Origin of the sequence: Telluria beijingensis (assembly GCF_030770395.1) — a bacterium.
In the GTDB taxonomy this organism is placed as follows: Bacteria; Pseudomonadota; Gammaproteobacteria; order Burkholderiales; family Burkholderiaceae_D; genus Telluria; species Telluria beijingensis.
Genome location: NZ_CP132480.1, coordinates 117,562 through 141,711, shown reverse-complemented (window position 1 = coordinate 141,711; position 24,150 = coordinate 117,562). Strand labels below are relative to the sequence as shown.

Below are 24,150 nucleotides of genomic sequence, written 5' to 3'. Positions count from 1 at the left end.
TGATGCGTTTTTCGCCAACCCATGCGAGGAGCGTTTCACATGTTAGTCCCTACCTACACCCTTCACAGCAACGACCTGGAAGGCCGTATCGCCGCCGCCCTGGCCGCCATGCGCGCCGGCATTCCCGTCATCCTGCTCGACGACTTCGACCGCGAAAACGAGGCCGACCTGATCGTCGCCGCCGAAAAACTGAGTGTTGAAACCATGGCCCTGATGATCCGCGAATGCAGCGGCATCGTCTGCCTGTGCCTGTCCGACGACAAGGTGCGCGCGCTCGAGCTGCCGCCGATGGCGCCCGAGAACGGCAGCCGCTACGGCACCCCATTCACGGTCTCGATCGAAGCCCGCCATGGCGTGACCACCGGTGTCTCGGCCGCCGACCGTGTCTCGACGATCCAGGCCGCGATCGCGCGCAATGCCCAGCCGGACGACCTGGTGCGGCCCGGCCACGTATTCCCGCTGCGCGCCACGCCGGGCGGCGTGCTGTCCCGCGCCGGCCATACCGAAGGCTCGGTCGACCTGGCCAAGCTGGCCGGCCTGCAACCGGCCGCCGTGCTGTGCGAGCTGATGAACCCGGACGGCACCATGATGCGCGGCGAGCAGATCGAGCAGTTCGCCGAGGAGCGTGCTTTCCCGATCCTGACCATCGCTGAACTGATCCAGTGGCGGCGGGCGCGGGCGCTGTAAGCAGAACAGGGCTGCTGGCAAACTTGGGCTCCCACCTTCGTGGGAGCGACGGTTGCCAGCGGTGGTGGTACTGCCGACGTTAAAAAGCCCCTTGGCCAAGCGGCTGGCCAAGGGGCTTTTTTCACGTCCTGCGCATGACGGCGCAGGCTTGACAGATCACTCTCCCAGCAGACTATTCACCGGCACCAGATCCGCCTCGCGCAGCGAACCGGCCGCCGCCTTCAGGCGCAGGCCATTGATGATCACGTCATAGCGCGCACGCGACAGGTCGGTGCGGGTCTGGTACAGCTGGCGCTGGGCGTTCAGCACGTCGATATTGATGCGCACGCCGACCTGGTAACCCAGCTTGTTCGATTCCAGCGCCGACTGGCTCGATACTTCCGCCGCTTCCAGCGCCTTGACCTGGGCCAGGCCGCTGTTCACGCCCAGGAACGATTGGCGCGCCTGCAGGGCCGCGTTGCGGCGGGTCGATTCGAGGTCGTTGCGGGCCTTGTCTTCCAGCGCGATCGATTCACGCACCCGGCTGGTCACGGCGAAGCCGCTGAAGATCGGCACGCTCCACTGCACGCCGATCGCGTTGTTCTTCGTATCGCCCGAGCTGCCGGTGCGGCCGTTGACGTCGCGCCGGGTCGAGCTGGCGACCAGGTCGACGGTCGGCAGGTGGCCGGCGCGGTTGCGCGAGATGTCGCGCATCGCGATTTCCACCTGCAGCTGGCCGACGGTCACGCCATAGTTCTGGTTCTCGGCCGACGACACCCAAGGATCGACCGAAGCCGGCTGCGGCACCGCCAGGGTCACGCCCGGCTTGAGCGAGGCCAGGTTGCCCGGCGCCGTGCCGATGATCGTCTGCAGCGTGTTGCGCTTGTTGTCCAGGTCGTTGACGGCGGCGAATTCCTGCGCCAGCACCAGGTCGTACGCGGCCTGTGCCTCGTGGGTATCGGTGATCGTCTGGGTGCCCACCTCGAAGTTGCGCTTGGCCGATGCCAGCTGTTCGGTGGTCGCTTCTTTCTGCGCGCGGGTCGATTCCAGCTTGTCCTGCGCCGCCAGCACGTCGAAATAGGCGGTGGCCACGCGCGTGATCAGGTCTTGCTGGGCCTGGGCGAACTGCGCTTCGGAGATCGCCTGCTGCAGCTTGCTCTGCTGGTAGGTCTGCCAGCGATCCCAGCGATACAGCGGCTGCTGCAGCGACAGCGTGTATTCGTTGGTGCGCAGGTTGGAGCCGCTGCCGTCGATGATGCCCGGCTGGCCGTTCGGCAAGGTGCCGACCTGACCGATATTCCACGGATCGAATTCGTTGTCGTTCTTGCTGATCCCCCCGCTGAGGCCCACGGTCGGCAGCAAGCCAGCACGCCCCTGGGTGATCCGCTCGCGGCCGGCGGCCAGCGAGGCACGCGCACTCGCATACGTCGCATCGTTGGCCAGCGCCTGCTGGTAAACCTGGATCAGGTCGGCAGCACCGGCGTTGAGCGAGAAGCCAGCGCTGGCCAGCAGCACGGCAAGTAGGGGTTTCTGCATTGCTATCTCCACAGGAGTCATCAAGTTGAGGATCAGGTCAATATTTCGGCATCGACGGATCGACCTGTACGGCCCAGGCGTGTACCCCGCCCGTTAAATTCGTTACGTTACCGAACCCATTTCGTTCGAGGAAGGCGGCCACCTGCATGCTGCGCGCGCCGTGGTGGCAGATGCACACCACCTCCCTGTCGTCGTCGATCTCGCTCACGCGGACCGGAATCAAATGCATCGGGATCTGGGTCGAGCCTGCGATCTTGCAGGTCTCGAATTCCCAGTCCTCGCGCACGTCGAGCAGCAGCGGCTGCTCGCGCGCCGGGTCGGCCAGCCAGGCGGCCAACTCGGGAGCGGTCATCTGTCGCATCGATCGCCCTCAGAAGGTGAAGCGCGACGGCGCTTCGGCGCCGGTCAGCGGCTTGGCCACGGTCTCGAACACCTTCACCGAACCGTGCGCCGTTTCCGAGGTACGGGTGATCAGCTGGCAGCTCATCGCCGGCGCCTCGCCCAGGATGGCGATCATGCGGCCGCCCACCTTCAGCTGCTTGACCAGCGCTTCCGGCAGCACCGGCAGGCCGCCCGTCACCACGATCACGTCGTATTCGGTACCGGCCGCCCAGCCATGGGCGCCATTGCCTTCTTCCACGTTGACATTGGTCACACCGGCGCGCGCCAGGTTTTCCTTGGCCAGGGTCACGCTCTCGGGCTGGATCTCGACGCTGGTCACGTGGTGCGCCGTGTGCGCCAGCAGCGCCGTCATGTAGCCGGAACCGGTGCCGACCTCGAGCACGTGCTCATGCTTCTTGACCGCGATCTCTTGCACCATGCGCGCTTCGACCTTCGGGTTCAGCATCGCTTCGCCGCCCGGCAGCGGGATCTCGACGTCCGCGAAGGCCAGGTTCTCGTAGGCCTTCGGCACGAATTGTTCGCGCTTGACCACGTGCAGCAGGGCGAGCACGTCCTCGTCCAATACGTTCCAAGGACGGATTTGCTGTTCGATCATATTGAAGCGGGCTTGTTCGATATTCATTTCAGTTCTCGGTGGAAAAATAAATAATCCGATATTCTAATCGTTCAAGGCTCTCTGGACGCACATCTTAACGACGCACGGCCGAGCCAGCGGAAAATTGCGACAGTCTGCAGTTTGAGGGGGATGAACGCCAGAAATTCGCCCCTGGCGCGATGGGCAGGCTGATGGGCGTGCTTACCTGGTCGCGGGAACCAGGCCGTGCAGGGTAATGTCGAGGAAGGCGGCGAGGAAGGCTTCGGGCTGCAGGTCGCAGCGCTCGCAGGGGCCGACGGTATGCTTCCAGGTCGAGAGCATCAACAGCGGCGCGATCAGCACCTGGGCGGTCTGCGGCACGTCGATCGCGCGGAATTCGCCGCGTCGGATGCCGCGCTCGAGCATGTTCGAGATCATGCGCATGCGGCGCGTCATGACTTCTTCCTGATAAAAACGCGCCAGCTCGGGGAAATTATCGGCCTCGGCGAGGATCAGCTTGCTGATGCCGGAGGCCTTGGTCGAACCGATGCGGGTCCACCACGACAGGATCACCTGGCGCAGCAACTCGGCGCTGTGGCCATCGAATTCGGCCACGGACGCCTCGGCGTCGTCGATCATCGGCAGGATGGTCTGGCGCACCACGGCCTTGAACAGGTCTTCCTTGTTGGCGTAGTACAGGTAGAGCGTCCCCTTGGACACCCCGGCGCGGCGGGCCACGTCCTCGAGCCGGGTAGCGGCAAAGCCGCGCTCGACAAACAGCTCGATGGCGGAAGCCAATAGTTCCATGGGACGCGCCTCCTTGCGACGTTCCCAGCGCGGCTTGCTGTCGAGTTGGCAGTCCATATTCCCGCCCAGAAATTATCCAAGGAACAATCAATATAGACCGCGCTTGTCAGCCCAGTCAAGCAACCGTTGTATAACCGAAACTATATTACGTGAAATATCGTACTGACCGTAGATTCATCTGTCATGACACCGCCGATGCGGGCTGGATAGGCGCTAGACCAGGGTATACTTGCGCACTTCGACCACGCCGTTCCCGCTTTCCATGTCCGCCCCTTTCCCGTGCCGGCCCCAGTGCGGCGCCTGCTGCACCGCGCCGTCCATCACCAGTCCGATTCCCGGCATGCCCGACGGTAAACCGGCCGGGGTGCGTTGCGTGCAGTTGGGAGAGGATGAGCGTTGCCGCATTTTCGGGCAGCCGGAACGGCCGGCATTTTGCGGCGGCCTGCAACCGTCGCACGAGATGTGCGGCGACGATCGCCCGCAGGCGATTCGCTGGCTGGCCGAACTGGAGCGGGCGACGGCGCCCGGCTCCGTGCCGCATTGATCAGATAGCCGACTTGCCGCGCGCCTGCTGCACTCGCTGGAACAGGCCGCCCAGGGTCAACCCGTCGTGCCAGACGTCATCAAGCCGCAAACCATAGCGTTCGCGCAGCGCGCGCGCCAGCGGCTCGATGTCCGAGGCATCGGGCATCCAGCGCGCCGGCCGGGCGGCGCGCACGACGCCCAGCACCTGGTCGTCGGGACGCAGGTGCAGCTTGTCGCTGTCGCCGAACGAGAAGGCGGCGCCGAACACGGACAGGAATTCGCGGATGTCTTTACGGGAAGCGGATGGGAAGGAACTGCGCCAGACCCGGCCCTGGAAGGGTCGGTAGCGTAATGCATTGGGCAACTGCCAGTCATGGAATGCCAGCCAGGACAGCCCGGCAAGGACGATGACCAATATTAGACTCATTGGGTGAGTGCAGGATTACTCATGGTTTTAGTGTAGCACGCGATTTCACATTCGATGCAAGCGCTTTTTTCATTCGCGTGCGCGTCCATACGCGGTCCGGGCCGGGCCGGCACAGGTGCAAAAATCCTCGTACGGTTCAGTTAGCCCAACGATGCCAGCCCGGCTCATGGTAAGCTTCGACCCCGAACCGGTATGCCCGCGCTGGCTGCTTTTAGAACACTTCCACACCAAAACAATTCATGGATATTGCGCTCGCCATCAAGGCGATCATCATGGGCCTGGTCGAAGGCTTTACCGAATTTCTTCCGATTTCTTCCACTGGTCACCTGATTCTTGCGGGCGAATTGCTCAACTTCACAGGCGTAAGAGAGACGGTATTCAAGATCGTGATCCAGCTGGGCGCCGTGCTGGCCGTTGTGTGGGAATACCGCGAACGAGTCACGCGCCTGTTTTCGGGGTTGGGCTCGGATCCGGTCCAGCAGCGCTTCGCGCGCAATGTCGTGGTGGCTTTCATGCCGGCCGCCATCATGGGCGTGCTGTTCAGCGCCACCATCACCGAACTCCTGTTCCATCCGGTGCCGGTGGCGATCGCCCTGGTCGTGGGCGGCGTCATCATCCTGTGGGTCGAACACCGCCAGCGCCAGCGCACCACCCCGCCGCGGGTCGAGACGGTCGACCAGATGACGGCGCTCGACGCCCTCAAGGTCGGCTTCGCCCAATCGTTCGCCCTCATTCCCGGCACCAGCCGCTCGGGCTCGACCATCATCGGCGGCATGTTGTTCGGCCTGTCGCGCAAGGCGGCCACCGAGTTCTCGTTCTTCCTTGCCATGCCGACCATGCTCGGCGCTACGGTATATTCTGTGGTCAAGGAACGCGACGCACTGTCGATGGCCGATCTGCCGATGTTCGGGCTCGGCTTCGTCTCGGCCTTCGTCGCCGCCTTCCTGTGCGTGCGCTGGCTGCTGCGCTACATCAGCACGCACGACTTCACGATCTTCGCCTGGTACCGTATCGTATTCGGTATCCTGGTGCTGGTGACCGCTCACTTTGGCTTGGTCAACTGGTCGGAGTAAACTACCAGCCTTACCCTCGTCCAAAACACTGAAATAGACAGTATGAATCCCGATATCGGCGCCGACCTCGGCGCGCGCGCTCTCCATGTGCTGGAGACGGTCTTCGGCTATCCCGCCTTCCGCGGCCAGCAGGGAGAGATCGTCGAGCACGTGGCCGGCGGCGGCGATGCACTGGTCCTGATGCCCACCGGCGGCGGCAAGTCGCTGTGCTACCAGATTCCCGCCCTGCTGCGCGACGGCGTCGGTGTCGTCATCTCGCCGCTCATCGCGCTGATGCAGGACCAGGTCGACGCGCTCGAAGAAGTCGGGGTCAGGGCCGCGTTTCTCAACTCGACGCAGACCTTCGAAGAAACCCTGCGCATCGAACGCCTGGTGCGCAGCGGCGAGATCGACCTCGTGTACGTGGCGCCCGAGCGCCTGATGACGCCGCGCTGCCTCGAGCTGTTCGAGGCGTCGCGCATCTCGCTGTTCGCCATCGACGAGGCGCACTGCGTCTCGCAATGGGGGCATGATTTCCGCCCCGAGTACATCCGCCTGTCGATCCTGCACGAGCGCTTCCCCAACGTGCCGCGCATCGCGCTCACCGCGACCGCCGACCAGCAGACCCGGGCCGAGATCGCGCACCGCCTGCAGCTGGAAGACGCGCGCCAGTTCGTCTCGTCCTTCGACCGTCCCAATATCCGCTACTCGATCGTCGAGAAGACCACCGGCCGCAAGCAGCTGATCGATTTCATCACCAGCGAGCACCCGCAGGATTCCGGCATCGTCTACTGCCTGTCGCGCAAGAAGGTCGAGGAGACGGCAGACTTTTTGAACGAGCACGGCATCCGCGCCATGGCCTACCACGCCGGCATGGAGCATGCGGTGCGTGCGTCCAACCAGGCCCGGTTCCTGCGCGAAGAGAATATCGTGATGGTCGCCACCATCGCCTTCGGCATGGGCATCGACAAACCCGACGTGCGTTTCGTCTGCCACCTCGACCTGCCCAAGAGCATCGAGGGCTATTACCAGGAGACGGGCCGCGCCGGCCGCGACGGCCAGCCGGCCAGCGCCTGGATGGCCTACGGCCTGCAGGACGTGGTCCTGCAGCGCCGCATGATCGACGAATCCGAGGCCGACGAAACCTTCAAGCGCGTGCTGTCGATGAAGCTCGACGCCATGCTCGGACTGTGCGAAACGCTCAGCTGCCGACGCATGCGCCTGCTCGATTACTTCGGCGAGCGCTCCGGCCCCTGCGGCAATTGCGATACCTGCCTGGTGCCGCCGGTCAGCTTCGACGGCACGGTGCCGGTGCAGAAGCTGCTGTCCACGATCTACCGGGTCGACCAGCGCTTCGCCGGCGGCCACGTGATCGACGTGCTGCGCGGCGCCCAGACGGAGCGCATCAGCCAGTGGCACCACGACAAGCTCACCGTCTATGGCGTCGGCGCCGACCGCTCCGAACAGGAATGGCGCGCAATATTGCGCCAGGCAATCGCCCTGGGCCTGGTGACGGTCGACCACGACGCCTTCAGCTCCCTCAAGCTGACCGACCTGGCGCGGCCCGTGCTCAAGGGCGAGCAGAAGGTGCAGCTGCGCCAGTACCAGAAGCCGGTCAAGGCCAAGCGCCCGTCCACCTCGCGCTCGAGCTACGAAGAAACCGAGTTGTCGCGCGACGAACAGGCGATCTTCGACCGCCTGCGCTCGTGGCGCATGGGCACCGCGCGCGAGCACGGCGTGCCGGCCTATGTCGTGTTCCAGGACGCCACGCTGCGCGAGATCGCCAAGGTCAAGCCGGGCTCGATCGAGCAGTTGCGCGGGGTCTCCGGCGTGGGCGAGAAGAAGCTGGTGTCGTATGGCGACGAGATCGTCGCCATCATCAACGAGATGGCGTAGCTTACTGGCCTACCTTATTCGCGGAACAGGTGCGTGAAACTGCGGCTGACGGGCAGCACCTCGTCGCTGCCGCGCAGCAGCACCTGCATGCGTTCGGCGTCGACCCGCTCGGCGGCCCGGATCGCATTCACGTTGACCAGGGTGCCGCGATGGATCTGCCAGAAGCGCCCCGCATCGAGCCCGCCCACCAGGTCCTTGAGCGGAATGCGCACCAGCGCCTCCGAATCGGCCAGCACCACCCGCGTGTACTTGGTATCGGCCTGGAAGAACAATACCTCCTCGACGTCGATCAGGCGGATCTGTTTGCCGACGCTGGCTTTCAGCCACTTCAGTTTTTCATGCTTCGGCCCGGGCGACGCCTCCTTGACCTGCTTGACGACCTCGCTGACGTCGTCCGGCCGGGCGTCGAGTTTTTCGCGCAGGCGCGTCAGGGCCTTGTCCAGGCGGCCCGGCTGGATCGGCTTGAGCAGGTAGTCGACCGCGCCAGCGTCGAAGGCATCGACCGCGTACTGGTCATACGCCGTGACGAACACCACGTGCGAACGGCGGCCGATGCGCTCGGCCACTTCCAGGCCCGACATGCCGGGCATGCGGATGTCGAGGAAGACCACCTGCGGCTCGTGTTCGAGCCAGGCGTCCCAGGCATCGATGCCGTTCTCGGGCGCGGCCACCACCTGCGCTTCTGGCCAGGCCGTGGCCAGCATGCCGAGCAGGCGCTCGCGCATCAGGGGTTCGTCTTCGGCGACCAGCACTGTCACGCTCATTGCGGCTCCTTGCAGGGGATGGCGATTTCGGCCAGCAGGCCGGGTTCGGCTTCGGACAGCAGCAGGCAGGCGCCGTCGCCGTAGGCCAGGCGCAGGCGGTGGCGCACGTTTTCCAGGCCGGTGCCGGCGCCCGGGGTATCGCTCATGCCGACGCCGCTGTCGCGTACCTGGATGCGGAGCGTACCGTTATCGTCGTGGGCCGTGACCGCGATCTCGCCGCCATGCATCGACGGCTCGATGCCGTGCTTGATCGCGTTCTCGGCCAGGGTGAGCACCAGCATGCTGGGTACCTGGGTGTTGGCGAGCGACTCCGGCACGTCGACCGTGTAGCGCAGCCTTTCCCCCATCCGGATCTGCATCACGCGCAGGTAGGAGTCGACCAGGCCGAATTCGGTGGCCAGCGCCACCTGCTCGCAGCGCATATCGCTCATGCTGCCGCGCAGGAAGTCGATCAGATGGGATGTCAGTTCTGCGGCACGCGGCGCACCCTGCTCGGCCAATTGCTGCACCGCTCCCAGGGTATTGAACAGGAAGTGCGGCTCGATCTGGGCGCGCAGCAGGCGCAGCTGGGTTTCGCTCAGCTCGCGCGCCAGGCGTTCCTGCTCGGCGTCGCGCCTGAGCTGCTCGGCCTGGATCTGGTAGTGACGATTGCGCAGCACGGCAACCACGATGACCGGTATCGCCACCAGCGCGGTCACGAACAGTGTCACGGTGACGACGACCTTGGGCAGCTTGTCGAGCAGGACCGACCACGAATGCCCCCTCTCGAACATGGCGGTCAAGGCGCCGAACAGTCCGCCCAGCAGGCCGAGTCCGATGATGGTGACCACGGCCTTGCCCTTGGCGCGCACGATTTTGCCGTAGTTGAACCAGACACCGGCCAGCGCCAGGGCCACGGTGGCGCCGATCACATTGGCGGCGACGACCGTCTGCCACCACGGCGTGGCCGGCAGGTAGGCAAGATTGACCAGGAAGCCCAGCACCGTCAGCACGACGCACAGCTTGAGCAGCGCCAGCAGGGCTGCCGAGGTGCTGACGCTACTGGAGAACTGGTACAGGTCTTCGCGCTCGGCGGGCGACAGTTCCGCCAGCTTGCGGGCGAAAAAACGGCGGCAACCGGCCGGCACCTGCCCCACCAGCGTGGGGTCGCGGAGCACCGCGAGCTGCTCCGCTTCTACTTCACGATTCCATTGTGCGATGCGCTTCCACATGCTGTTCTCCTCTGTGCTCGTTAATGTATATCAACAAGTCCAGTCTAGGGATTCCCGACAGGCCGGGACAGCGGGTGGCGACGAACGACGAAGAAACGGGAGCGAACGACGATTCGCCCCCGCGTGACGCTTATTTGCGGGTAAACACCAGGTCCCAGACCCCGTGACCGAGCTTGATGCCGCGATTCTCGAACTTGGTCAGCGGACGGTAGGCAGGCTGCGGGGCATAGCCCTGGGCGGTGTTGGCCAGTTCCGGCTCGGCGCTCAAGACCTCGAGCATCTGCACCGCGTAATCTTCCCAGTCGGTCGCCAGGTGCAGGTAGCCGCCCGGCGCGATCTTCTGGCACAGCAGCTTCACAAACGCCGGCTGGATCAGGCGGCGCTTGTTGTGGCGCGCCTTGTGCCAGGGGTCGGGGAAGAATACGTGCACGCCGTGCAGCGTGCCGTCGGGGATCATGTGGTTCAGCACTTCGAACACATCGTGCTGCACCAGGCGCAGGTTGGCGATGTCCTGCTCGCCGATCTGCTTGAGCAGGCTGCCCACGCCCGGCGTGTGCACCTCGACGCCCAGGAAATCCTTCTCGGGCATCAGCCTGGCGATATGGGCCGTGGTGTCGCCCATGCCGAAGCCGATCTCCAGGATCACCGGCGCGGTGCGGCCGAAGGCCTGGGCGAGGTCGAGCGGCTCCTTCCGGTACTCGACCAGGAACTTGGGACCCTGCTCCTCGAAGGCCCGCGCCTGCGCGGTCGACAGCCGTCCTGCGCGCGTGACGAAACTGCGGATGCGGTGTTCGGTGGGGTCGTACAGCATGGACCGTGCAGGACCGCTGGTGGGCTTTTCAGAAGACATGGGAAGTAGGGAGTATGCGGAAAAAAACGGCTGTCATTATAGCGCAGCCCTCCCCCGCTCCCGGTCGTGCGTGGCGGCAAGGCGGAATCGCGCATAATCGGTGTCTTCCCCCTGCAACGCCGGAGCCCCTTGCCATGCACTCGACCAGACATCCGATCGCCATCGAAGACAGTGTCGCCACCCTGAACCTGACCTCCTTCCACTACGGCGCGCCAGGCAGCGGCAAGAAGGTCTACATCCAGGCCGCGATCCATGCCGACGAAGTGCCGGCGATGCTGGTGGCGCACCTGCTGCGCGGGCAGCTGGACAAGCTCGATGCCGAGGGCCGGATCACGGGAGAAATCATCCTGGTGCCGGCCGCCAATCCGCTCGGCCTGTCGCAGGTGCTGCATGGCGCGCCATTCGGCCGCTACGACCTGTCCACCGGCCTGAACTTCAACCGCTCCTACCGCCACGTCGCGGCCGCGCTCAAGACGGCGCTCGAAGGCCGTCTGGGCGCGGATGCCGCGGCCAATGTCGCGCTGATCCGCGAATACGCGCGCAGCGAGGTGGCGGCCTGGGAGCCGGCGGACAATGCCGCCACGCTCAAGAAACTCCTGCTGGCGATGGCGATCGACGCCGACATCGTGCTCGACCTGCATTGCGATAACGAGGCGGTGCTGCACATGTACACCGGCACGCCGCTGGTCGATGCGATCCAGCCGCTGGCCGACCTGATGGGCGCGCGCGTGCTGCTGGTGGCGAAGGAATCGGGCGGGGAGGCGTTCGATGAAGCCTGCAGCCGGGTGTGGTGGGACCTGGCCGATCACTTCCCGAATGCCGCGATCCCGCCCGCCTGCGCCGCCGTCACCGTCGAACTGCGCGGCGAGAACGATGTGGACTACGACCATGCGCAGCGGGATGCCGAGGCCATCCTGGCGTACCTGGCGCACCAGGGTGTGCTCGACATCCCTGTGAACATCCTGCCCGCAGCGCAGTGCGGCCCGACGCCGCTGGATGCGGTCGAACCGCTGGCGGCGCCGCATGCGGGGGTGCTGGTGTTCCGCAAGAAGCTGGGCGATCAGGTCGCGGCGGGCGAACCCATCGCCGACATCGTCAATCCGGTCAGCGGCCAGGTCACGCCGGTGGCGGCCAGTCGTCCGGGGCTGCTGTTTGCCAGCACGGCGCATCGGCACCTGCTGCGTGGGATGCATGTCTGCAAGGTGGCGGGAGTGGACTCGTTCAGGTCCGGTAATTTGCTGTCGAGCTGAATGCTATCCAGCTGCAACCGGCACATGCCTCGCCTGCCGAAAGAGTAATCCGGCAGCGACGGTAAGGATGGCAGATGTCGGCAGCAACCACGCGTAGCCGATGCGCAGCTCCATCAGTGTCGCGCTGCTCACCGCGCACCAGGCCAGAGGGATCAGCCAGGCGACCGGATGCGCGCGGCATGCCAGCAGCACGCCCAGGGTCGCGACGGCCGTCGGATCGGGCGCGATCCCGAATACCTCGGCCTGGCTCCATCCACGATCGCCGCCCAATGCCAACAGGGGATAGCCGATGACCGCCAGGCCGGCGAGGCCGAGCGCCACCTGCTTCTGCACGCGGGCCGGCGCGGCGCCCTGCGACCGCAGCGCCATGAAGCACAGCAGCAGCGCCTGCACGCCGAACGCGAGCGCGAACCAGGGGCCGGCGGTATTGATGTCGGCATAGCGCTGCAGGTGATACGCCCACGCGACCCAGGCCCAGGCCACGGCCAGCACCAGCAGCGCGCTGCGGCGCGTGCGGGGGCTGGGACGAGCGATGCAGGCGATCACGGCCAGGCCGGTTGCCAGCGCCAGCAGGTGCGCGGGCCAGATTGCCTCGTTGTACAGCGCGATGAGCCGGTAGTAGCTGCGCTGCGAGAACATCAGGAAGTCCGACAGCGTATAGGTCCACCACTCGCTCATGCCAGCCTTTCGGCATCCTGGGCGATGCGCTTGCGCAGGGCTTCGTCGGGCATTCGGCCGGTGCCGGCCAACAGGTTTTCGCGCACGTGCGCCACGCTGGAGGTAGCGGGAATCGCGCAGGTGACGGCCGGATGCGAGACGATGAACTTCAGCAGCGCCTGGGCCCAGGTGGTGCAGCCGATGTCCGCGGCCCAGCCGGGCAGCGGCTTGCCGGCCAGCGCCTGCGTCAGGTCGCCCTGGCGGAACGGCCGGTTGACGATCACGCCGATGCGGCGCTCGCGCGCCAGCGGCAGGATGCGTTGTTCGACCTCGCGATCGAGGGCGTTGTACGAGATCTGGACGAAGTCGATCGGCTGCGACGCCATGATCTTCTCGATCTCTCCGTGGCGCCGGCCCTCGGACGTCGTGATGCCGACGTAGCGCAGCCGCCCTTCCTTTTTCATCGCCTGCAGGGTCTTGAGATGCTCTTCCCACGACAGCAGATTATGCACCTGCAGCAGGTCGAAGCGCGGCACACGCCACAGCTTGCGTGAGGCCTCGATCTGCTGCACGCCACGGGCGCCGCCGCTGATCCAGACCTTGTCGGCCGAGAACAGAGCGGGCGGCTTGATGGTTTGCACGGCTTCGCCGATCACGTCCTGGGCCGAACCGTACATCGGGGAAGAGTCGATCAATCTGCCGCCACCCTGGAAGAACTGGCGCATTACGTCCGCGCATTCGGCCCGGGCCTGCGGATCGCGGCCGACGTTGAAGGTGATCCAGCTGCCCAGGCCGATGAGGGGGACTTGTTCGCCGGACGAAGGAATCGGGCGGGTGAGCAGCGGCGCCGCGGCGGGCGCGGCATGCAGCGATGGCAGGGCCAGGCTGCCGGATGCGGCAAGCATCGTTTGCAGCAGGCGTCGGCGTGAAGGTGAGTCCAGTGGCATCCTTGTTCCTCGCATGGCTGAGTGCAGGAATCGACAGGATACTGCGTACAAAGATGAGATGGCGCTGCTGTCAGCGCTGTTCCGGCCAGGACGACGGCTTATTGCCCAGTTGGCGACGCAAGCGCCGATTGTCGATCCAGAGCGCGGTCAACGCGATAGTCATCAGGACAGCAAATGCGCTTTCGCCGAGATAATGCCAGAAAGCCCACGTTGCACCTGCCACGGCAAGGCCGGTCAACAGCAGCAGTGAGCCGCCCTTGAGGGATGCCCTGGATACCATATAGTGAGCTTTGGCGGATACGGCAGATTGTATGGAGCGGGTGAAGGGAATCGAACCCTCGTATGAAGCTTGGGAAGCTGCCGTTCTACCATTGAACTACACCCGCGTTGCCAACATTCTACGCGCGTTTGGGAAGGTTTGACAAATTCCCAATCAACCCCAATGCGCACGGCCAATCGGCCATGCGCGCGTGCCAGAATCACTCCGGCTGTTCGACCGCATACCCCTTCGCCGCCAACGCCGCGATCACGCCTTTCGGATCGAAGATCTCGTCGACCCGCAGCATGGCGAACGTCGATGCATTCGCTTCGAGCGCCTTCTCGGCCGAGGCGATCCACATCGCCTGCGCACGCACCTTCATGTTCTTGAATTCAGGCTCCGCATCGAACGCGGCACTGTTCATCAAGGAACCGAAGCACGCCTCTTCACGCGTGGTGAAGTCCAGCTTGCGCATCGCATCCAGGTCGCCCTTGGCCCATGCATCGGCGCGCTCGCTGGCGGCCTCGATATCCTGCTCCAGCGTCGCCATCGTCTGCGCCAGGCAGGCGGCGTCGCCCAGGGTCGACTTCTTGAAGTTCTTCAGCACCGTGCGCGCATTGTCCATCGGGATCTGGAAGGTGGACGAGGTCTCCTTCAGCTTCGCCTTCTTCACCAGGGCCAGTACCTGATTGCGCACCGCGTAGCTGTCGACCAGGCCGGACTGCTTGCGCGCGGCATCCGACAGTACCTCCGCCGCGAAGATCGGACGCTCGCGCTCCACGTCATCGTTGTCCTGCAAATACCTGGCCTTGAATGTGGTCCAGCGCGCATAGTCTTCGGCAGGCATCACGTCGCGCAGGGTTGCGCCATCCGGATTCTTGCGCATGCCGATGAGGCTTGGCAGCAGTGTAATCGACTTGAAGAAGCCAGGCTTCGCCGAGGCAGTGGGCGCCGACAAGTATTCCTGCGAATTCCGGATGACGCGCTCGACTTCATGTGAGCGCCATTGCATGTCCTTCGGCACCGGGCCGTACATGCCGAACACCCACAGCACATGCTCGCCCTTCGACACCTTCCACAAACCAGGGCCGGGACGCTGGGCCACGACGTGGATCTGTTCCGGCGCCGGTTCGGCTGCGCCGACATCGACGACCGTCTGCGCCGGCTCGGGCACATCGGCGGTTTGCGCCCATGCGGGGGCGGCCAATATGCATAGGGAGAAAGCTGATACTGCGAGTCTGCTCATGACGGCATCCGGTAGTGGGAATCGCCAGATCTTACGCCAATGACGTCGTCCATGAACCTGCTGTAACACGCCTGTTTCAATTACATGAGCCAGGCATATCGTGCATATATCAGCTAGCGGACGGCGGCTCCGGCACGTCAAGCCGGTCGAGCAGTTCCTGCGCCAGTTTCAAGCCCTTGACCATCACCGAGAACGCCTCATGCTTCGCCGATTCGTCCGGCACGCGCAGCACATACGACGGGTGATAGATCGTCACCACCCAGCTGTCGCCATGCCGCACCGGATGCCCCAGCTTGTCCTTCAGGGTCACGCTTCCGGTCTGCAGCACCGATTTCAATGCGGTCGCTCCCATCGCCACGATCACCTTCGGCTTGCGCGTGGCGATCTCCTTCTCGAGCCAGTAATGGCAAGCCTCGATCTCCTTCTGCGCCGGCGTCTTGTGCAGGCGCCGCTTGCCGCGCGGCTCCCATTTAAAATGCTTGACGGCGTTGGTGATGTAGACGCCCTTGCGATCGACGCCGGCCTGCTCGAACACGCGGTCGAGCAGCTTGCCGGCCGGGCCGACGAAGGGCTGGCCGGCCAGGTCTTCCTGGTCGCCCGGCTGCTCGCCGACGATCATGATCTTCGCACTCTTCGGTCCTTCGCCGCCCACCGCCTGGGTCGCGTGTTCCCACAAGTCACAGCGCCGGCACTCGTCCAGCTTCGACGGCTGCTGGCGCTCGGGCTGGGCCTGCTCGGCTTCGATCGGGATCGTGCGGCCGCTGCGCCGCCCCACCGCTTCCACCTGGCCGATGCGGCGGGCGCCCAGGCCGGCCTGGCTCACCAGGGACGGCACCAGCGCGCCCTCCGGCAGGTTCTTCCAGAAGCGCGAAGGAATATGGCTGTTCATGACCTGCGTGTTCAAACGCGCCGGATTGAAGATGCTGCGGTAATAGGTCAGCCACAACGCCTCGCCCGCGTCAATCAGGTCGGCCGCGCTCGACATCAGGGGGCCAGTCTGGTGCAGGGTGGCGCCGTCCCACAGCACGCTGGCGTCGGGCGTGGCGATCATCCAGCTCACCTTGCCCATGCGCGCGACAAAATGTTCGGCCACCTGCGGCAGCACGTCGTGGGCCGGCTCGAACCAGGCGACGAAATGGGGCGCTCCGGCCTCGATCGGCCGTTCGCGGAATCGGATGTAGGCGTGCATATCGTGTACCTCGCGCCGCACCGCCTTGACCATCGAATTTAGCCGCTGGCCGTCCGCATCGGCGGGCGACTGCACGTCGTGCTCGCCCTGCTGCCAGCGCCAGATCACGCGGTACAGGAAGGCCCAGCGGTCGTGGTCGCGGTAGCAGGCGGCGGTCTGCAGCATCTCCATCAGCGAGCGAGGGATATGCGGTCGTGGCGTCGTGCCGTTGATCGGCTCCTGCTCGTCCGCTTGGGTCGCGGCCGACAGGAGGTCGCCCCCATTATGCGCAGCGGCGATCGATGCCGGCGCACCCGAGAACAGGTCTTCCCCCGGCGCGCCCCAGGTCACGGATGCGGGCGCGACGCGGGCGCCCAGCAGTTCGCGCGCTACTGCGCGCCATTCGGTGAAGTCCCTGACCAGCAGCGGCCGGCCCGCGCGCACAGCCGCCACCGCGCCGGCGGCAAGTTCGGCGGGGCTGGCGCCCGGTTTCATGCCGCCTGCAATTCGGGCCACAGGTTCATCTGCTGCGGCGCATCGGCCATGTGCTTGCGCAGCAGGTCGGAACTGGTCGCGCCCTGCGCCGGCTTGTAGTCGGCGGTGACGACGAAGGGCGCCAGTTTCTTCAGGCTGCAGCGCAGGCGCGATAAATCTTCCCAGCGAATGCGGCGCAGGCGGCGCAGCTCGACCAGGCGCTTGGCGTTGCGCAGGCCGATGCCCGGAATGCGCGGGATCAGCGACGCGTCGACCCGGTTCAGGTCCATCGGGAAGTGCTCGCGGTTGGCCAGCGCCCAGGCCAGCTTGGGGTCGACGTCCAGCGCCAGGTTGCCCGTCTGCGGCATCAGTTCGCCGGCCGTGAAGCCATAGCCGCGCAACAGAAAGTCGGCCTGGTACAGGCGATGTTCGCGCAACAGCGGCGGCGGCGCCAGCGGCACGCTGCCGGGACTCTGCGGGATCGGACTGAAGGCCGAGTAGTAGACGCGCTTGAGCTTATAGCTGCCGTACAGCGTCTCGGCCGTGTTCAGAATGGTGTGGTCGTCGCTGGCGTCGGCGCCGACGATCATCTGCGTGCTCTGGCCGGCCGGCGCAAAATTGGGCGCCTTCGGTTCCTCGGCTTTTTCGTCGAGCTTGCGCCGGATCGAGCCCATCGCCAGCTTGATCGTGTGGACGCTTTTCTCGGGCGCGAGGCGGGTCACGCTGTCGTGGGTCGGCAGCTCGATGTTCACCGACAGGCGGTCGGCCCAGCGCCCGGCTTCCTGGATCAGCAATGGATCGGCGTCGGGAATGGTCTTGAGGTGGATGTAGCCGCGGAACTGGTGCACCTCGCGCAGCTGGCGCGCCACGGCGACCAGCTGCTCCATCGTGTAGTCGGCCGACTGGATGATGCCCGAGCTGAGGAACAGCCCATCGATGTAATTGCGAAGATAGAAATCCTGGGTCAGCTTGACCACTTCGTCGACCGCGAAGCGCGCCCGCGGCACGTTTGAGGTGCGGCGGTTGATGCAGTACTGGCAGTCGTAGATGCAGAAATTGGTGAGCAGGATCTTGAGCAGCGAGACGCAGCGGCCGTCCGGCGTATAGCTGTGGCAGATACCCATGCCGGTAGTGGCGCCCAGGCCGTCCTTGCCCTCGGAGCCGCGCTTGGGCGCACCGCTGCTGGCGCAGGATGCGTCGTACTTGGCCGCGTCGGCCAGGATTTCGAGCTTGTCGTTAAGTTCCATCGCGCGCGCGTGACTGTATGGGCATACAGTATAACGCGGCGTGCATACGCGCACGGTGCGCTGGCGCAGCCGTGCGCACCGACCGACGGTTCAAATGCGGGACGTCAAGCAGAAACCAGACGCTCTGCCTGGGACAACTGTTGCGGCTCCATCCGGCCGGCGATCCTGGCCAGGTAGGCCGTGGCCGGCGCCACGCCGGCGGCGCCGGCCCGGTGCAGCCAGGCATAGGCCTCGACCAGGTCGCGCTGGGCGCCCTGTCCCGCCGCATACATCACGCCCAGGTTGAACTGGGCCCGCGCATGGCCCTGGCGCGCGGCGCACAGGTACCAGAAATGCGCCGCCTCGTAGTCGCGCTCCACGCCCTTGCCGCAGTCGTAGCGCAGCCCCAGTTCGAACTGCGCCAGCGCGTGCCGCTGGTCGGCGGCCTTGTGGAACCAGTCGGTCGCTTCGAACGGGTTGCCCGTGTCGAGGCGGTCGAGCAGCGCGCCGACCATGTACTGGGCCGGCGCGTAATCCTGGCTTGCCGCGCGCCGATACCATGCCAGCGCCTCGTTACTGTCCTGCGCGACGCCATTGCCACTTTCATGGCGCAGGCCGAGGTCGAACTGGGCCCGCAGGTGGCCCTGCTCGGCCGCCTTCCGATACCAATGGGCGGCCAGGGCCGCGTCCTGTTCGACGCCGTTGCCGGCATCGATGAGCTGTCCCAGGTGGTACTGGGCCGCCGGCAGGCCCTGCTCGGCTGCCTTGCGATACCAGTCGGCCGCCTGCGCGGCATCGAGCGCCACGCCCTGGCCGTGCTCATGGCGCATGCCGAGGCTGTTCTGGGCGCCGGCATGGCCCTGTTCAGCGGCGCGCCGGTACCAGGCCAGCGCCAGCGCCTCGTCGCGCGGCACGCCGTGGCCGGTGTCGTAAATTAAAGCGAGATTGAACTGCGAGCTGGCATGTCCCTGCTCGCCGGCGCGGCCGTACCACAGGATCGCCTGCCGGCTGTCCTGCTCGACGTCCTGGCCCTTGTCGTAGCGCAGGCCGAGGTTGAACTGGGCCGGCGCATGGCCCTGCTTCGCCGCCTTGCGCATCCACGCCACCGCCTCGCGCGCGTCGCGCGCCACGCCCTGGCCGGCCTCGTAGCGCAGTCCCAGGTTGTACTGCGAGCGCAGATAACCCTGTTCCGCCGCGCGCCGGTACCAGCGCATGGCCGCTTCCTGGTCCTGGGGCACGCCCTTGCCGGTCTCGAACATCATGCCCAGGTTGTGCTGGGCGCCCGGTTCTCCCTGCTCGGCCGCCTGGCTGAACCAGTACAGCGCCTGGCCCACGTCGCCGGGCACGCCATGGCCTTTCGCGTACAGCCAGCCCAGGTTGTACTGGGCCGGCGCATAGCCCTGTTCGGCCGCGCGTCCGTACCAGTGGGCCGCCTGGGCATAGTCCTGTGCGACGCCTTGCCCCTTCTGCAGCATCACGCCGAGGTTGTACTGGGCCTGAGCCAGGCCGCCGGCGGCCGCCATCCGGTACCAGACCAGGGCCAGCTCGTCGTTCTTCGGCACGCCCTGTCCGTTGACGTACATGAAGCCGAGGCTGTGCTGCGCCTGGAGCACACCGCGTTCGGCCAGCCCTTTCACACGAAGAAACTCGGCGCTGTAGGTCGGTGCGGCGCCCTGCATGATCGGTCAGGCCTGTACCGCGCGCAGACTGCCGCCGCCTGTCTGGGTGCGCAGCGCAGCCATGAAATCCTGTAGCGAGATCGGGCGGTAGAACAGGTAGCCCTGCATCGTCAGGCAGCCATTGGCGCGCAGGTAGCGCGCCTGCTCCTCGATCTCGACGCCTTCGGCGATCAGGTTCAGCCCCAGGCCGCGCGCGATCGAGATGATCGCCAGGATCACTGGATAGTGGCCGTCTTCCTGGTGGATCTCTTTCACGAACGACTGGTCGATCTTGACGGTGTGGATCGGGAAGCGGTGCAGGTACGACAGCGACGAATAACCGGTGCCGAAGTCGTCGATCGCGATCGACACGCCCAGCTGGCACAGCTTGTTGAGCTGCTCGATCGCGTACTGCGGATTGCGGATGCAGATGTTCTCGGTGATCTCCACCTCGATCTGCTGCGGCGAGATGCCGTAGCGCGCCAGCGCGCCGCGCATCTTCTCGAAGAAGTCGCCGCGGTCGAGGTATTGCGGCGACAGATTCAGCGACAGGCGGATCTCGCTGCCGCCGATCGCATTCCACTGCAGCATGTCGCGGCACAGCGCGCCGATCATCCAGTCCGAGATCGGCAGCATCAGGCCATTCTCTTCGGCGAAGGGCAGGAACTCGCCGGCCGACAGGCGCCCGCGCGTCGGATGGTTCCAGCGCATCAGCGCCTCGGCGCCCGTGATGCGGCCGGTCATGGCGTCGATCTGCGGCTGGTAGAACATCTCCAGCTCGTCGTGTTCCAGGGCGCGGCGCAGCGCCTGTTCCAGCGCGATCTTCTGGTGCGACACCTCGAGCATCGAGTCGTGGTAGAAGCTGTGGCCGTTCTTGCCAAGCGCCTTCACCTGGTACATCGCGATGTCGGCGTGGCGCAGCAGCTCGTCGATCGATTCGCCATCCTTCGGATAGATCGCAATGCCGATCGAGGCCGAGATGTGCACTTCATGGCCATCGAGGTCGAACGGTTCCTGCAGCACTTCGAGGAATTTATCGGCCACCATGCGTGCGTCGTCGCGGTCGCGCAGCTCGGGCAGCACGATGGTGAATTCGTCGCCGCCCTGGCGCGCCAGGGTGTCGCCCTTGCGCAGGCATTCCTTCAGGCGGTTGGCGGCCTGCTGCAGCAGCTCGTCGCCCTTCACGTGGCCGAGCGTGTCGTTCACCAGCTTGAAGCGATCGAGGTCGATGAACATCACCGCGAGCTCGGTCTGCTTGCGCTTGGCCTGGATCACGGCCAGGCCGAGACGGTCCTTGAACAGGATGCGGTTCGGCAGGTCGGTCAGGATGTCGTGGTAGGCCTGGTAGGAGATGACCTCTTCGGCGCGCTTGCGGTCGGTGATGTCGCGCGCCACGCCATAGGTGCCGAAGAACTCGAGCGTCTTCACTTCCTGGTCCGGCACGTGCATGCCGATCGCGTTGAGCGAGATCGTCATCAGGGTGGTGTTGAAAGTGCGGTCATGGCCGTTGCCGCCCCGGCACTTGAGGCGCAGTTCGACGTTGCGCGAAGCGCGCTCGTCGACCCGGCGCTCGTTGAACACGTAGCGCGCGCGTTCCAGGTCTTCCTCGTGCACCAGGATCGAGTAGTGCTGGCCGATCAGCTCTTCGCGGGTGTAGCCCAGCAGCTGGTAGGCGCGGTCGTTCACGAACGTGAAGCGGCCTTCGTGGTTCAGCGTATAGATGATGTCCGGCGACGAGTCGACCAGGTAGCGGTACATCTTCTCGGAATTCTCGAGCTGGTTCGCGATGCGCGCGTTGTCCAGCATCAGGCGGCGCCGCTGCAGCGCATTGCTCACGGTGGAGAGCAGCTCCTCGCGGCTGTAGGGCTTGCGCAGGTAGCTGTAGGCGCCACGCTTGAGCGCGCCGATGGCGGCATCGATCCCGACTTCGCCGCTCATCACGATCACGTCGGCGTCGATGCCCTTGGCGTTGATGAAGTCCATGATCTCGTGGCCGCCGATATCGGGCAGGCGCAGGTCGAGCAGGACCAGGTCGAAGTGCTGGCGCGACAGGTGGGCCAGGGCATCGGTGCCCGACGGCGCCGTGACCAGGCGGTAGCCGCGTCCCTGCAGCAGTTCGTACAGCGAGGACAGCAGGCGCGGCTCGTCGTCGACCAGCAGCAGGTTCGGCTGGCTGTCGGTCTCGAGGGTCAGGGAATAAGGAGCGGGTTCGCCGGGAAACATGGTGGACATCAAGCGGAACCGAGCGCGCGCGCCGGGAGCGCGGGGGCCGCGCCGGCGCCGGACCACGCCGGCAACAGGATTTCAAAGGAGGTGCCGGAGCCGCTGCTACGGCAGGCGATGTGGCCGCCCAGCTTCTTGACCAGGCCATGGACGATCGACAGGCCCAGGCCGCGGTTGCCGTTCGCGCCGGCGTCATGGCCGTCCTTGCCGCTCGCGACCGGAGAGAACAGGTTGGCCAGCACTTCGCGCGACAGGCCAGGGCCGTTGTCGCCGACGACGAGTTCCAGGTAGACCTGGCGCTCGCGGTTCACGTGGCCGCGGTTGACGATCTCGATCCGGCCATTCGGACGGCTGCCCAGGGCCTCGACCGCATTCTTGACCAGGTTGACCAGGATCTGCTTGAGCAGGTCGGGATCGCCCTCGATCGCGCCGTCGCCCTCCATGCGCGAGACGACCTGGGTCGTGGCCGGCACGAAACCGCTGCTGCGGAACAGGCGCAGCACGTCGTCCACCACCTTGGCCGCATCGAGCGGACGCGGGCCGGGTTCCAGCGCGCCGGACGTGCGCGGGTCGGCCAGGCTGCCGATCAGCTGGCCGACGCGGTCGATCTCTTCGTTCAGGATCGACAGCTCGCCGCCCACCGGTTCCTGGCGCGCCAGCTTGCCGTCCAAAACGCTCAGGTAGTTCTTGATGATCGCCAGCGGATTGTTCACTTCGTGGATCACACGGCGCGAGGCGTCGCGGAATTCTTCGGCCACGTTGGCCAGCTGGCGCCGCGCGTGGCCGCGCTCGAGCAGCAGGTTTTCCAGGGCGCCCGCGGCCTGGGCGCCGAAGGCCTGCATGAAGCGCTCGCGGCGCTGGCAATGCGGCAGCTGCCAGCCCGGCACGCCGCCCACCAGCACGCCCAGGCAACGGGCGCCGGCGACCAGCGGCACCACCACCAGGCTGTCGGTGCCCAGCATGCGCAGCAGCTGTTCCTCGGCCAGGCCCAGCTGGTCGCGTTGCTGGACGAAGGCCGGCCGGCGTTCGAGCGCGCTGCGCGCGACCGGGCCGCCTTTCGACAGCGACACCGTGAATTCGGCGATGCGCTGCACGCCGAAGGTCGGCGCACCGGCCAGCGCCTGGCCGGTCGGGTTCTCGAGCAGCACCACGGCGCTTTCGAAATCGAACAGGATGCGGGCGGTGCGCGTCATCGCGTCCAGCAGGCCCGACTCGCCCTGCTGGCGCGCCAGGCTCTGGCCGACTTCGGACACCAGCACCATATTGCGCACTTCCTCGTTCAGGCGCTGCTGGACCGGATCGGTCGGCAACGCCGGCGGCGCGTAGGCCGGCGGGCTCGGGATGTCGTCGGCCCCGGCCAGGTCGATGCCCAGGTGGGCGGCGGCCTGCTCGACCTGGCGTGCGGCCTTCTGGACCAGCTGGGCCGCATGCGCGGCGTCGATGCCGCACAGCGCGCAGGCCTCGACTACCAGCGTGGCGTCGTCCGCATGGCTCGACAGCACGTGCGCCAGGCGCACGATGCGGATCAGGGGATGGCTCGACTCGAGCCGCGCGCTCGGCTCGTGGTGGTACAGCACCGCGTCGGCCAGGAAGGAATCGAGCTGCCAGCGCTCGACCAGCCAGGCGCCGGCCTCGGTGTGGGTGATCTGCAGGGTGCGCTGCTCGACCGCGCACAGGTCGTCGTCGTCGCGCGCGGTGAAATTGAAGCCGTATTCCTTGGGCGCGGCGGCCAGCAGCGCCAGCCGGCCGACGTTGTGCAGCAGGCCCGCGAGATAGGCTTCTTCGGGATGCGCATAGTCGAGCGCGCGCGCCGCCTCGCGCGCCAGCACCGCCGCGCTGAGCGAATTCTTCCAGAACGCGCGCAGGTCGGTACTGCCCGAATGGGGGAAGCTATTGAAAGTCTGGAACACCGAATCGCTGATGACCAGGGTCTTGATCATGTCGGTGCCGAGCGCCACCAGCGACTGTTCGAGGTTGGCGCTGCGCGAGTGGCGGTGGTAGGCGGAGCTGTTGGCGACCGCCAGCAGCTTGCCGGTCATGCCGGCATCCTTCGAGATCAGGGCGGCCAGCTCCGGCATGCCGAGGTCGTCGGCCTGCAGGTGCTCGATCAGCTTGACCAGGATCTGCGGCATCGCCGGCAGTCGGGCAATCAGGAGGCGATTGCGGATGTCCTGGTCGGATTGGTGCATGTTGTCAAACACGGCCCGCCACTTGTCGAAGGTTCTGGTTGGTGGCGCTGCCGCTCGTGAGGGCATGCCACAACATCTAGCACTTCAGTCAATGGAACAGGCGAGACTTTTGCCCTCTGCTCCGGATGTAAAAAACGTATCGT

Annotated in this window: 23 protein-coding genes and 1 tRNA gene; 5 read left to right on the top strand and 19 right to left on the bottom strand. The window is 65.8% G+C overall.

Going from position 1 to position 24,150, the window contains the following annotated elements; all coding sequences use genetic code 11:
- Positions 1–39 precede the first annotated feature (39 nt).
- Entirely contained in the window at positions 40–687 is a 648-nt protein-coding gene (gene ribB / locus Q9246_RS00630) for a 3,4-dihydroxy-2-butanone-4-phosphate synthase (protein WP_306394642.1), read from the top strand.
- A 156-nt stretch (positions 688–843) separates the two neighbouring features.
- Here the strand turns inward: ribB and Q9246_RS00625 are convergent, their stop codons facing one another.
- The 5 genes from Q9246_RS00625 to Q9246_RS00605 form a co-directional block, all read right to left on the bottom strand.
- Complete coding sequence (locus Q9246_RS00625; protein ID WP_306394640.1) at positions 844–2,202, bottom strand: TolC family outer membrane protein; 1,359 nt, start codon at positions 2,200–2,202, stop codon at positions 844–846.
- A 37-nt stretch (positions 2,203–2,239) separates the two neighbouring features.
- Positions 2,240–2,563, bottom strand: coding sequence for a rhodanese-like domain-containing protein (locus Q9246_RS00620; RefSeq protein WP_306394638.1), 324 nt, complete (start codon positions 2,561–2,563; stop codon positions 2,240–2,242).
- Positions 2,564–2,572: 9 nt separating this feature from the next.
- On the bottom strand, positions 2,573–3,226 hold the full coding sequence (locus Q9246_RS00615; RefSeq protein ID WP_306394637.1) for a protein-L-isoaspartate O-methyltransferase family protein: 654 nt from the start codon (positions 3,224–3,226) through the stop codon (positions 2,573–2,575).
- Between the two features lie 174 nt (positions 3,227–3,400).
- Positions 3,401–4,042: a TetR/AcrR family transcriptional regulator gene (locus Q9246_RS00610; RefSeq protein WP_306394636.1), complete on the bottom strand. Its 642-nt coding sequence runs from the start codon at positions 4,040–4,042 to the stop codon at positions 3,401–3,403.
- Between the two features lie 156 nt (positions 4,043–4,198).
- The gene (locus tag Q9246_RS00605) at positions 4,199–4,327 is read right to left on the bottom strand and encodes a hypothetical protein (protein ID WP_306398286.1); all 129 of its coding nucleotides are present in this window, start codon (positions 4,325–4,327) and stop codon (positions 4,199–4,201) included.
- Between Q9246_RS00605 and Q9246_RS00600 the strand changes: the two genes are divergently transcribed.
- Positions 4,305–4,529, top strand: a complete 225-nt coding sequence (locus tag Q9246_RS00600) for a YkgJ family cysteine cluster protein (protein WP_306398282.1) — start codon at positions 4,305–4,307, stop codon at positions 4,527–4,529. The two genes, Q9246_RS00605 and Q9246_RS00600, sit on opposite strands and share 23 nt — an antisense overlap.
- Here the strand turns inward: Q9246_RS00600 and Q9246_RS00595 are convergent, their stop codons facing one another.
- Positions 4,530–4,925 carry a hypothetical protein gene (locus tag Q9246_RS00595; RefSeq protein ID WP_306394635.1) on the bottom strand — a complete coding sequence of 132 codons (396 nt, stop codon included), beginning with the start codon at positions 4,923–4,925 and terminating at the stop codon, positions 4,530–4,532.
- A 251-nt stretch (positions 4,926–5,176) separates the two neighbouring features.
- Here Q9246_RS00595 and Q9246_RS00590 point away from each other — a divergent pair, with 251 nt between their 5' ends.
- Positions 5,177–6,010 (top strand): undecaprenyl-diphosphate phosphatase, encoded by an 834-nt coding sequence (locus Q9246_RS00590; RefSeq protein ID WP_306394634.1) that lies wholly within the window; start codon positions 5,177–5,179, stop codon positions 6,008–6,010.
- A gap of 42 nt (positions 6,011–6,052) precedes the next feature.
- Complete coding sequence (recQ, locus tag Q9246_RS00585; RefSeq protein WP_306394633.1) at positions 6,053–7,885, top strand: DNA helicase RecQ; 1,833 nt, start codon at positions 6,053–6,055, stop codon at positions 7,883–7,885.
- A gap of 14 nt (positions 7,886–7,899) precedes the next feature.
- Here the strand turns inward: recQ and Q9246_RS00580 are convergent, their stop codons facing one another.
- From Q9246_RS00580 to trmB, 3 genes are all read right to left on the bottom strand, one after another.
- Positions 7,900–8,649: a LytR/AlgR family response regulator transcription factor gene (locus tag Q9246_RS00580; RefSeq protein ID WP_306394631.1), complete on the bottom strand. Its 750-nt coding sequence runs from the start codon at positions 8,647–8,649 to the stop codon at positions 7,900–7,902.
- The gene (locus Q9246_RS00575; protein ID WP_306394629.1) at positions 8,646–9,860 is read right to left on the bottom strand and encodes a sensor histidine kinase; all 1,215 of its coding nucleotides are present in this window, start codon (positions 9,858–9,860) and stop codon (positions 8,646–8,648) included. Before Q9246_RS00575 ends, Q9246_RS00580 begins: the two co-directional genes overlap by 4 nt.
- Positions 9,861–9,990: 130 nt before the next feature.
- Positions 9,991–10,671 (bottom strand): tRNA (guanosine(46)-N7)-methyltransferase TrmB, encoded by a 681-nt coding sequence (trmB, locus tag Q9246_RS00570; RefSeq protein ID WP_306394627.1) that lies wholly within the window; start codon positions 10,669–10,671, stop codon positions 9,991–9,993.
- Between the two features lie 173 nt (positions 10,672–10,844).
- On the opposite strand from trmB, the gene Q9246_RS00565 reads away from it, so the two are divergent.
- Complete coding sequence (locus Q9246_RS00565) at positions 10,845–11,960, top strand: succinylglutamate desuccinylase/aspartoacylase family protein (protein WP_306394626.1); 1,116 nt, start codon at positions 10,845–10,847, stop codon at positions 11,958–11,960.
- Positions 11,961–11,963: 3 nt separating this feature from the next.
- Here Q9246_RS00565 and Q9246_RS00560 read toward each other — a convergent pair whose 3' ends face one another.
- The 10 genes from Q9246_RS00560 to Q9246_RS00515 form a co-directional block, all read right to left on the bottom strand.
- Positions 11,964–12,638 carry a DUF6064 family protein gene (locus Q9246_RS00560; RefSeq protein WP_306394624.1) on the bottom strand — a complete coding sequence of 225 codons (675 nt, stop codon included), beginning with the start codon at positions 12,636–12,638 and terminating at the stop codon, positions 11,964–11,966.
- Complete coding sequence (locus Q9246_RS00555) at positions 12,635–13,522, bottom strand: aldo/keto reductase (RefSeq protein ID WP_306394622.1); 888 nt, start codon at positions 13,520–13,522, stop codon at positions 12,635–12,637. The genes Q9246_RS00560 and Q9246_RS00555 overlap by 4 nt, the downstream gene beginning before the upstream one ends.
- Positions 13,523–13,634: 112 nt before the next feature.
- The gene (locus Q9246_RS00550) at positions 13,635–13,844 is read right to left on the bottom strand and encodes a hypothetical protein (protein ID WP_306394620.1); all 210 of its coding nucleotides are present in this window, start codon (positions 13,842–13,844) and stop codon (positions 13,635–13,637) included.
- Between the two features lie 32 nt (positions 13,845–13,876).
- Positions 13,877–13,950 (bottom strand) — tRNA-Gly (locus tag Q9246_RS00545).
- A gap of 93 nt (positions 13,951–14,043) precedes the next feature.
- Entirely contained in the window at positions 14,044–15,030 is a 987-nt protein-coding gene (locus tag Q9246_RS00540) for a TraB/GumN family protein (RefSeq protein WP_306394619.1), read from the bottom strand.
- Positions 15,031–15,178: 148 nt separating this feature from the next.
- Positions 15,179–16,732, bottom strand: coding sequence for a UdgX family uracil-DNA binding protein (locus tag Q9246_RS00535; protein WP_422802402.1), 1,554 nt, complete (start codon positions 16,730–16,732; stop codon positions 15,179–15,181).
- Complete coding sequence (locus tag Q9246_RS00530) at positions 16,729–17,958, bottom strand: putative DNA modification/repair radical SAM protein (protein WP_306394616.1); 1,230 nt, start codon at positions 17,956–17,958, stop codon at positions 16,729–16,731. Before Q9246_RS00530 ends, Q9246_RS00535 begins: the two co-directional genes overlap by 4 nt.
- 104 nt (positions 17,959–18,062) lie before the next feature.
- On the bottom strand, positions 18,063–19,616 hold the full coding sequence (locus Q9246_RS00525; protein ID WP_306394614.1) for an SEL1-like repeat protein: 1,554 nt from the start codon (positions 19,614–19,616) through the stop codon (positions 18,063–18,065).
- A gap of 6 nt (positions 19,617–19,622) precedes the next feature.
- The gene (locus Q9246_RS00520; protein ID WP_306398280.1) at positions 19,623–21,818 is read right to left on the bottom strand and encodes a putative bifunctional diguanylate cyclase/phosphodiesterase; all 2,196 of its coding nucleotides are present in this window, start codon (positions 21,816–21,818) and stop codon (positions 19,623–19,625) included.
- 8 nt (positions 21,819–21,826) lie between these two features.
- Positions 21,827–24,007 (bottom strand): HDOD domain-containing protein, encoded by a 2,181-nt coding sequence (locus Q9246_RS00515; RefSeq protein ID WP_306394612.1) that lies wholly within the window; start codon positions 24,005–24,007, stop codon positions 21,827–21,829.
- Between the last annotated feature and the right edge of the window lie 143 nt (positions 24,008–24,150).

Excerpts from the sequence above, each read along its gene's own strand:
- Q9246_RS00615 (WP_306394637.1), bottom strand. The coding sequence starts at position 3,226 with ATGAATATCGAACAAGCCCGCTTCAATATGATCGAACAGCAAATCCGT.
- Q9246_RS00605 (WP_306398286.1), bottom strand. The coding sequence starts at position 4,327 with ATGCCGGGAATCGGACTGGTGATGGACGGCGCGGTGCAGCAGGCGCCG.
- ribB (WP_306394642.1), top strand. The coding sequence starts at position 40 with ATGTTAGTCCCTACCTACACCCTTCACAGCAACGACCTGGAAGGCCGT.
- Q9246_RS00535 (WP_422802402.1), bottom strand. The coding sequence starts at position 16,732 with ATGAAACCGGGCGCCAGCCCCGCCGAACTTGCCGCCGGCGCGGTGGCG.
- Q9246_RS00530 (WP_306394616.1), bottom strand. The coding sequence starts at position 17,958 with ATGGAACTTAACGACAAGCTCGAAATCCTGGCCGACGCGGCCAAGTAC.
- trmB (WP_306394627.1), bottom strand. The coding sequence starts at position 10,671 with ATGCTGTACGACCCCACCGAACACCGCATCCGCAGTTTCGTCACGCGC.
- Q9246_RS00590 (WP_306394634.1), top strand. The coding sequence starts at position 5,177 with ATGGATATTGCGCTCGCCATCAAGGCGATCATCATGGGCCTGGTCGAA.
- Q9246_RS00565 (WP_306394626.1), top strand. The coding sequence starts at position 10,845 with ATGCACTCGACCAGACATCCGATCGCCATCGAAGACAGTGTCGCCACC.
- Q9246_RS00525 (WP_306394614.1), bottom strand. The coding sequence starts at position 19,616 with ATGCAGGGCGCCGCACCGACCTACAGCGCCGAGTTTCTTCGTGTGAAA.
- Q9246_RS00580 (WP_306394631.1), bottom strand. The coding sequence starts at position 8,649 with ATGAGCGTGACAGTGCTGGTCGCCGAAGACGAACCCCTGATGCGCGAG.
- Q9246_RS00550 (WP_306394620.1), bottom strand. The coding sequence starts at position 13,844 with ATGGTATCCAGGGCATCCCTCAAGGGCGGCTCACTGCTGCTGTTGACC.
- Q9246_RS00515 (WP_306394612.1), bottom strand. The coding sequence starts at position 24,007 with ATGCACCAATCCGACCAGGACATCCGCAATCGCCTCCTGATTGCCCGA.
- Q9246_RS00610 (WP_306394636.1), bottom strand. The coding sequence starts at position 4,042 with ATGGACTGCCAACTCGACAGCAAGCCGCGCTGGGAACGTCGCAAGGAG.
- Q9246_RS00555 (WP_306394622.1), bottom strand. The coding sequence starts at position 13,522 with ATGCTTGCCGCATCCGGCAGCCTGGCCCTGCCATCGCTGCATGCCGCG.
- Q9246_RS00625 (WP_306394640.1), bottom strand. The coding sequence starts at position 2,202 with ATGCAGAAACCCCTACTTGCCGTGCTGCTGGCCAGCGCTGGCTTCTCG.
- Q9246_RS00520 (WP_306398280.1), bottom strand. The coding sequence starts at position 21,818 with ATGTTTCCCGGCGAACCCGCTCCTTATTCCCTGACCCTCGAGACCGAC.
- Q9246_RS00620 (WP_306394638.1), bottom strand. The coding sequence starts at position 2,563 with ATGCGACAGATGACCGCTCCCGAGTTGGCCGCCTGGCTGGCCGACCCG.
- recQ (WP_306394633.1), top strand. The coding sequence starts at position 6,053 with ATGAATCCCGATATCGGCGCCGACCTCGGCGCGCGCGCTCTCCATGTG.
- Q9246_RS00560 (WP_306394624.1), bottom strand. The coding sequence starts at position 12,638 with ATGAGCGAGTGGTGGACCTATACGCTGTCGGACTTCCTGATGTTCTCG.
- Q9246_RS00575 (WP_306394629.1), bottom strand. The coding sequence starts at position 9,860 with ATGTGGAAGCGCATCGCACAATGGAATCGTGAAGTAGAAGCGGAGCAG.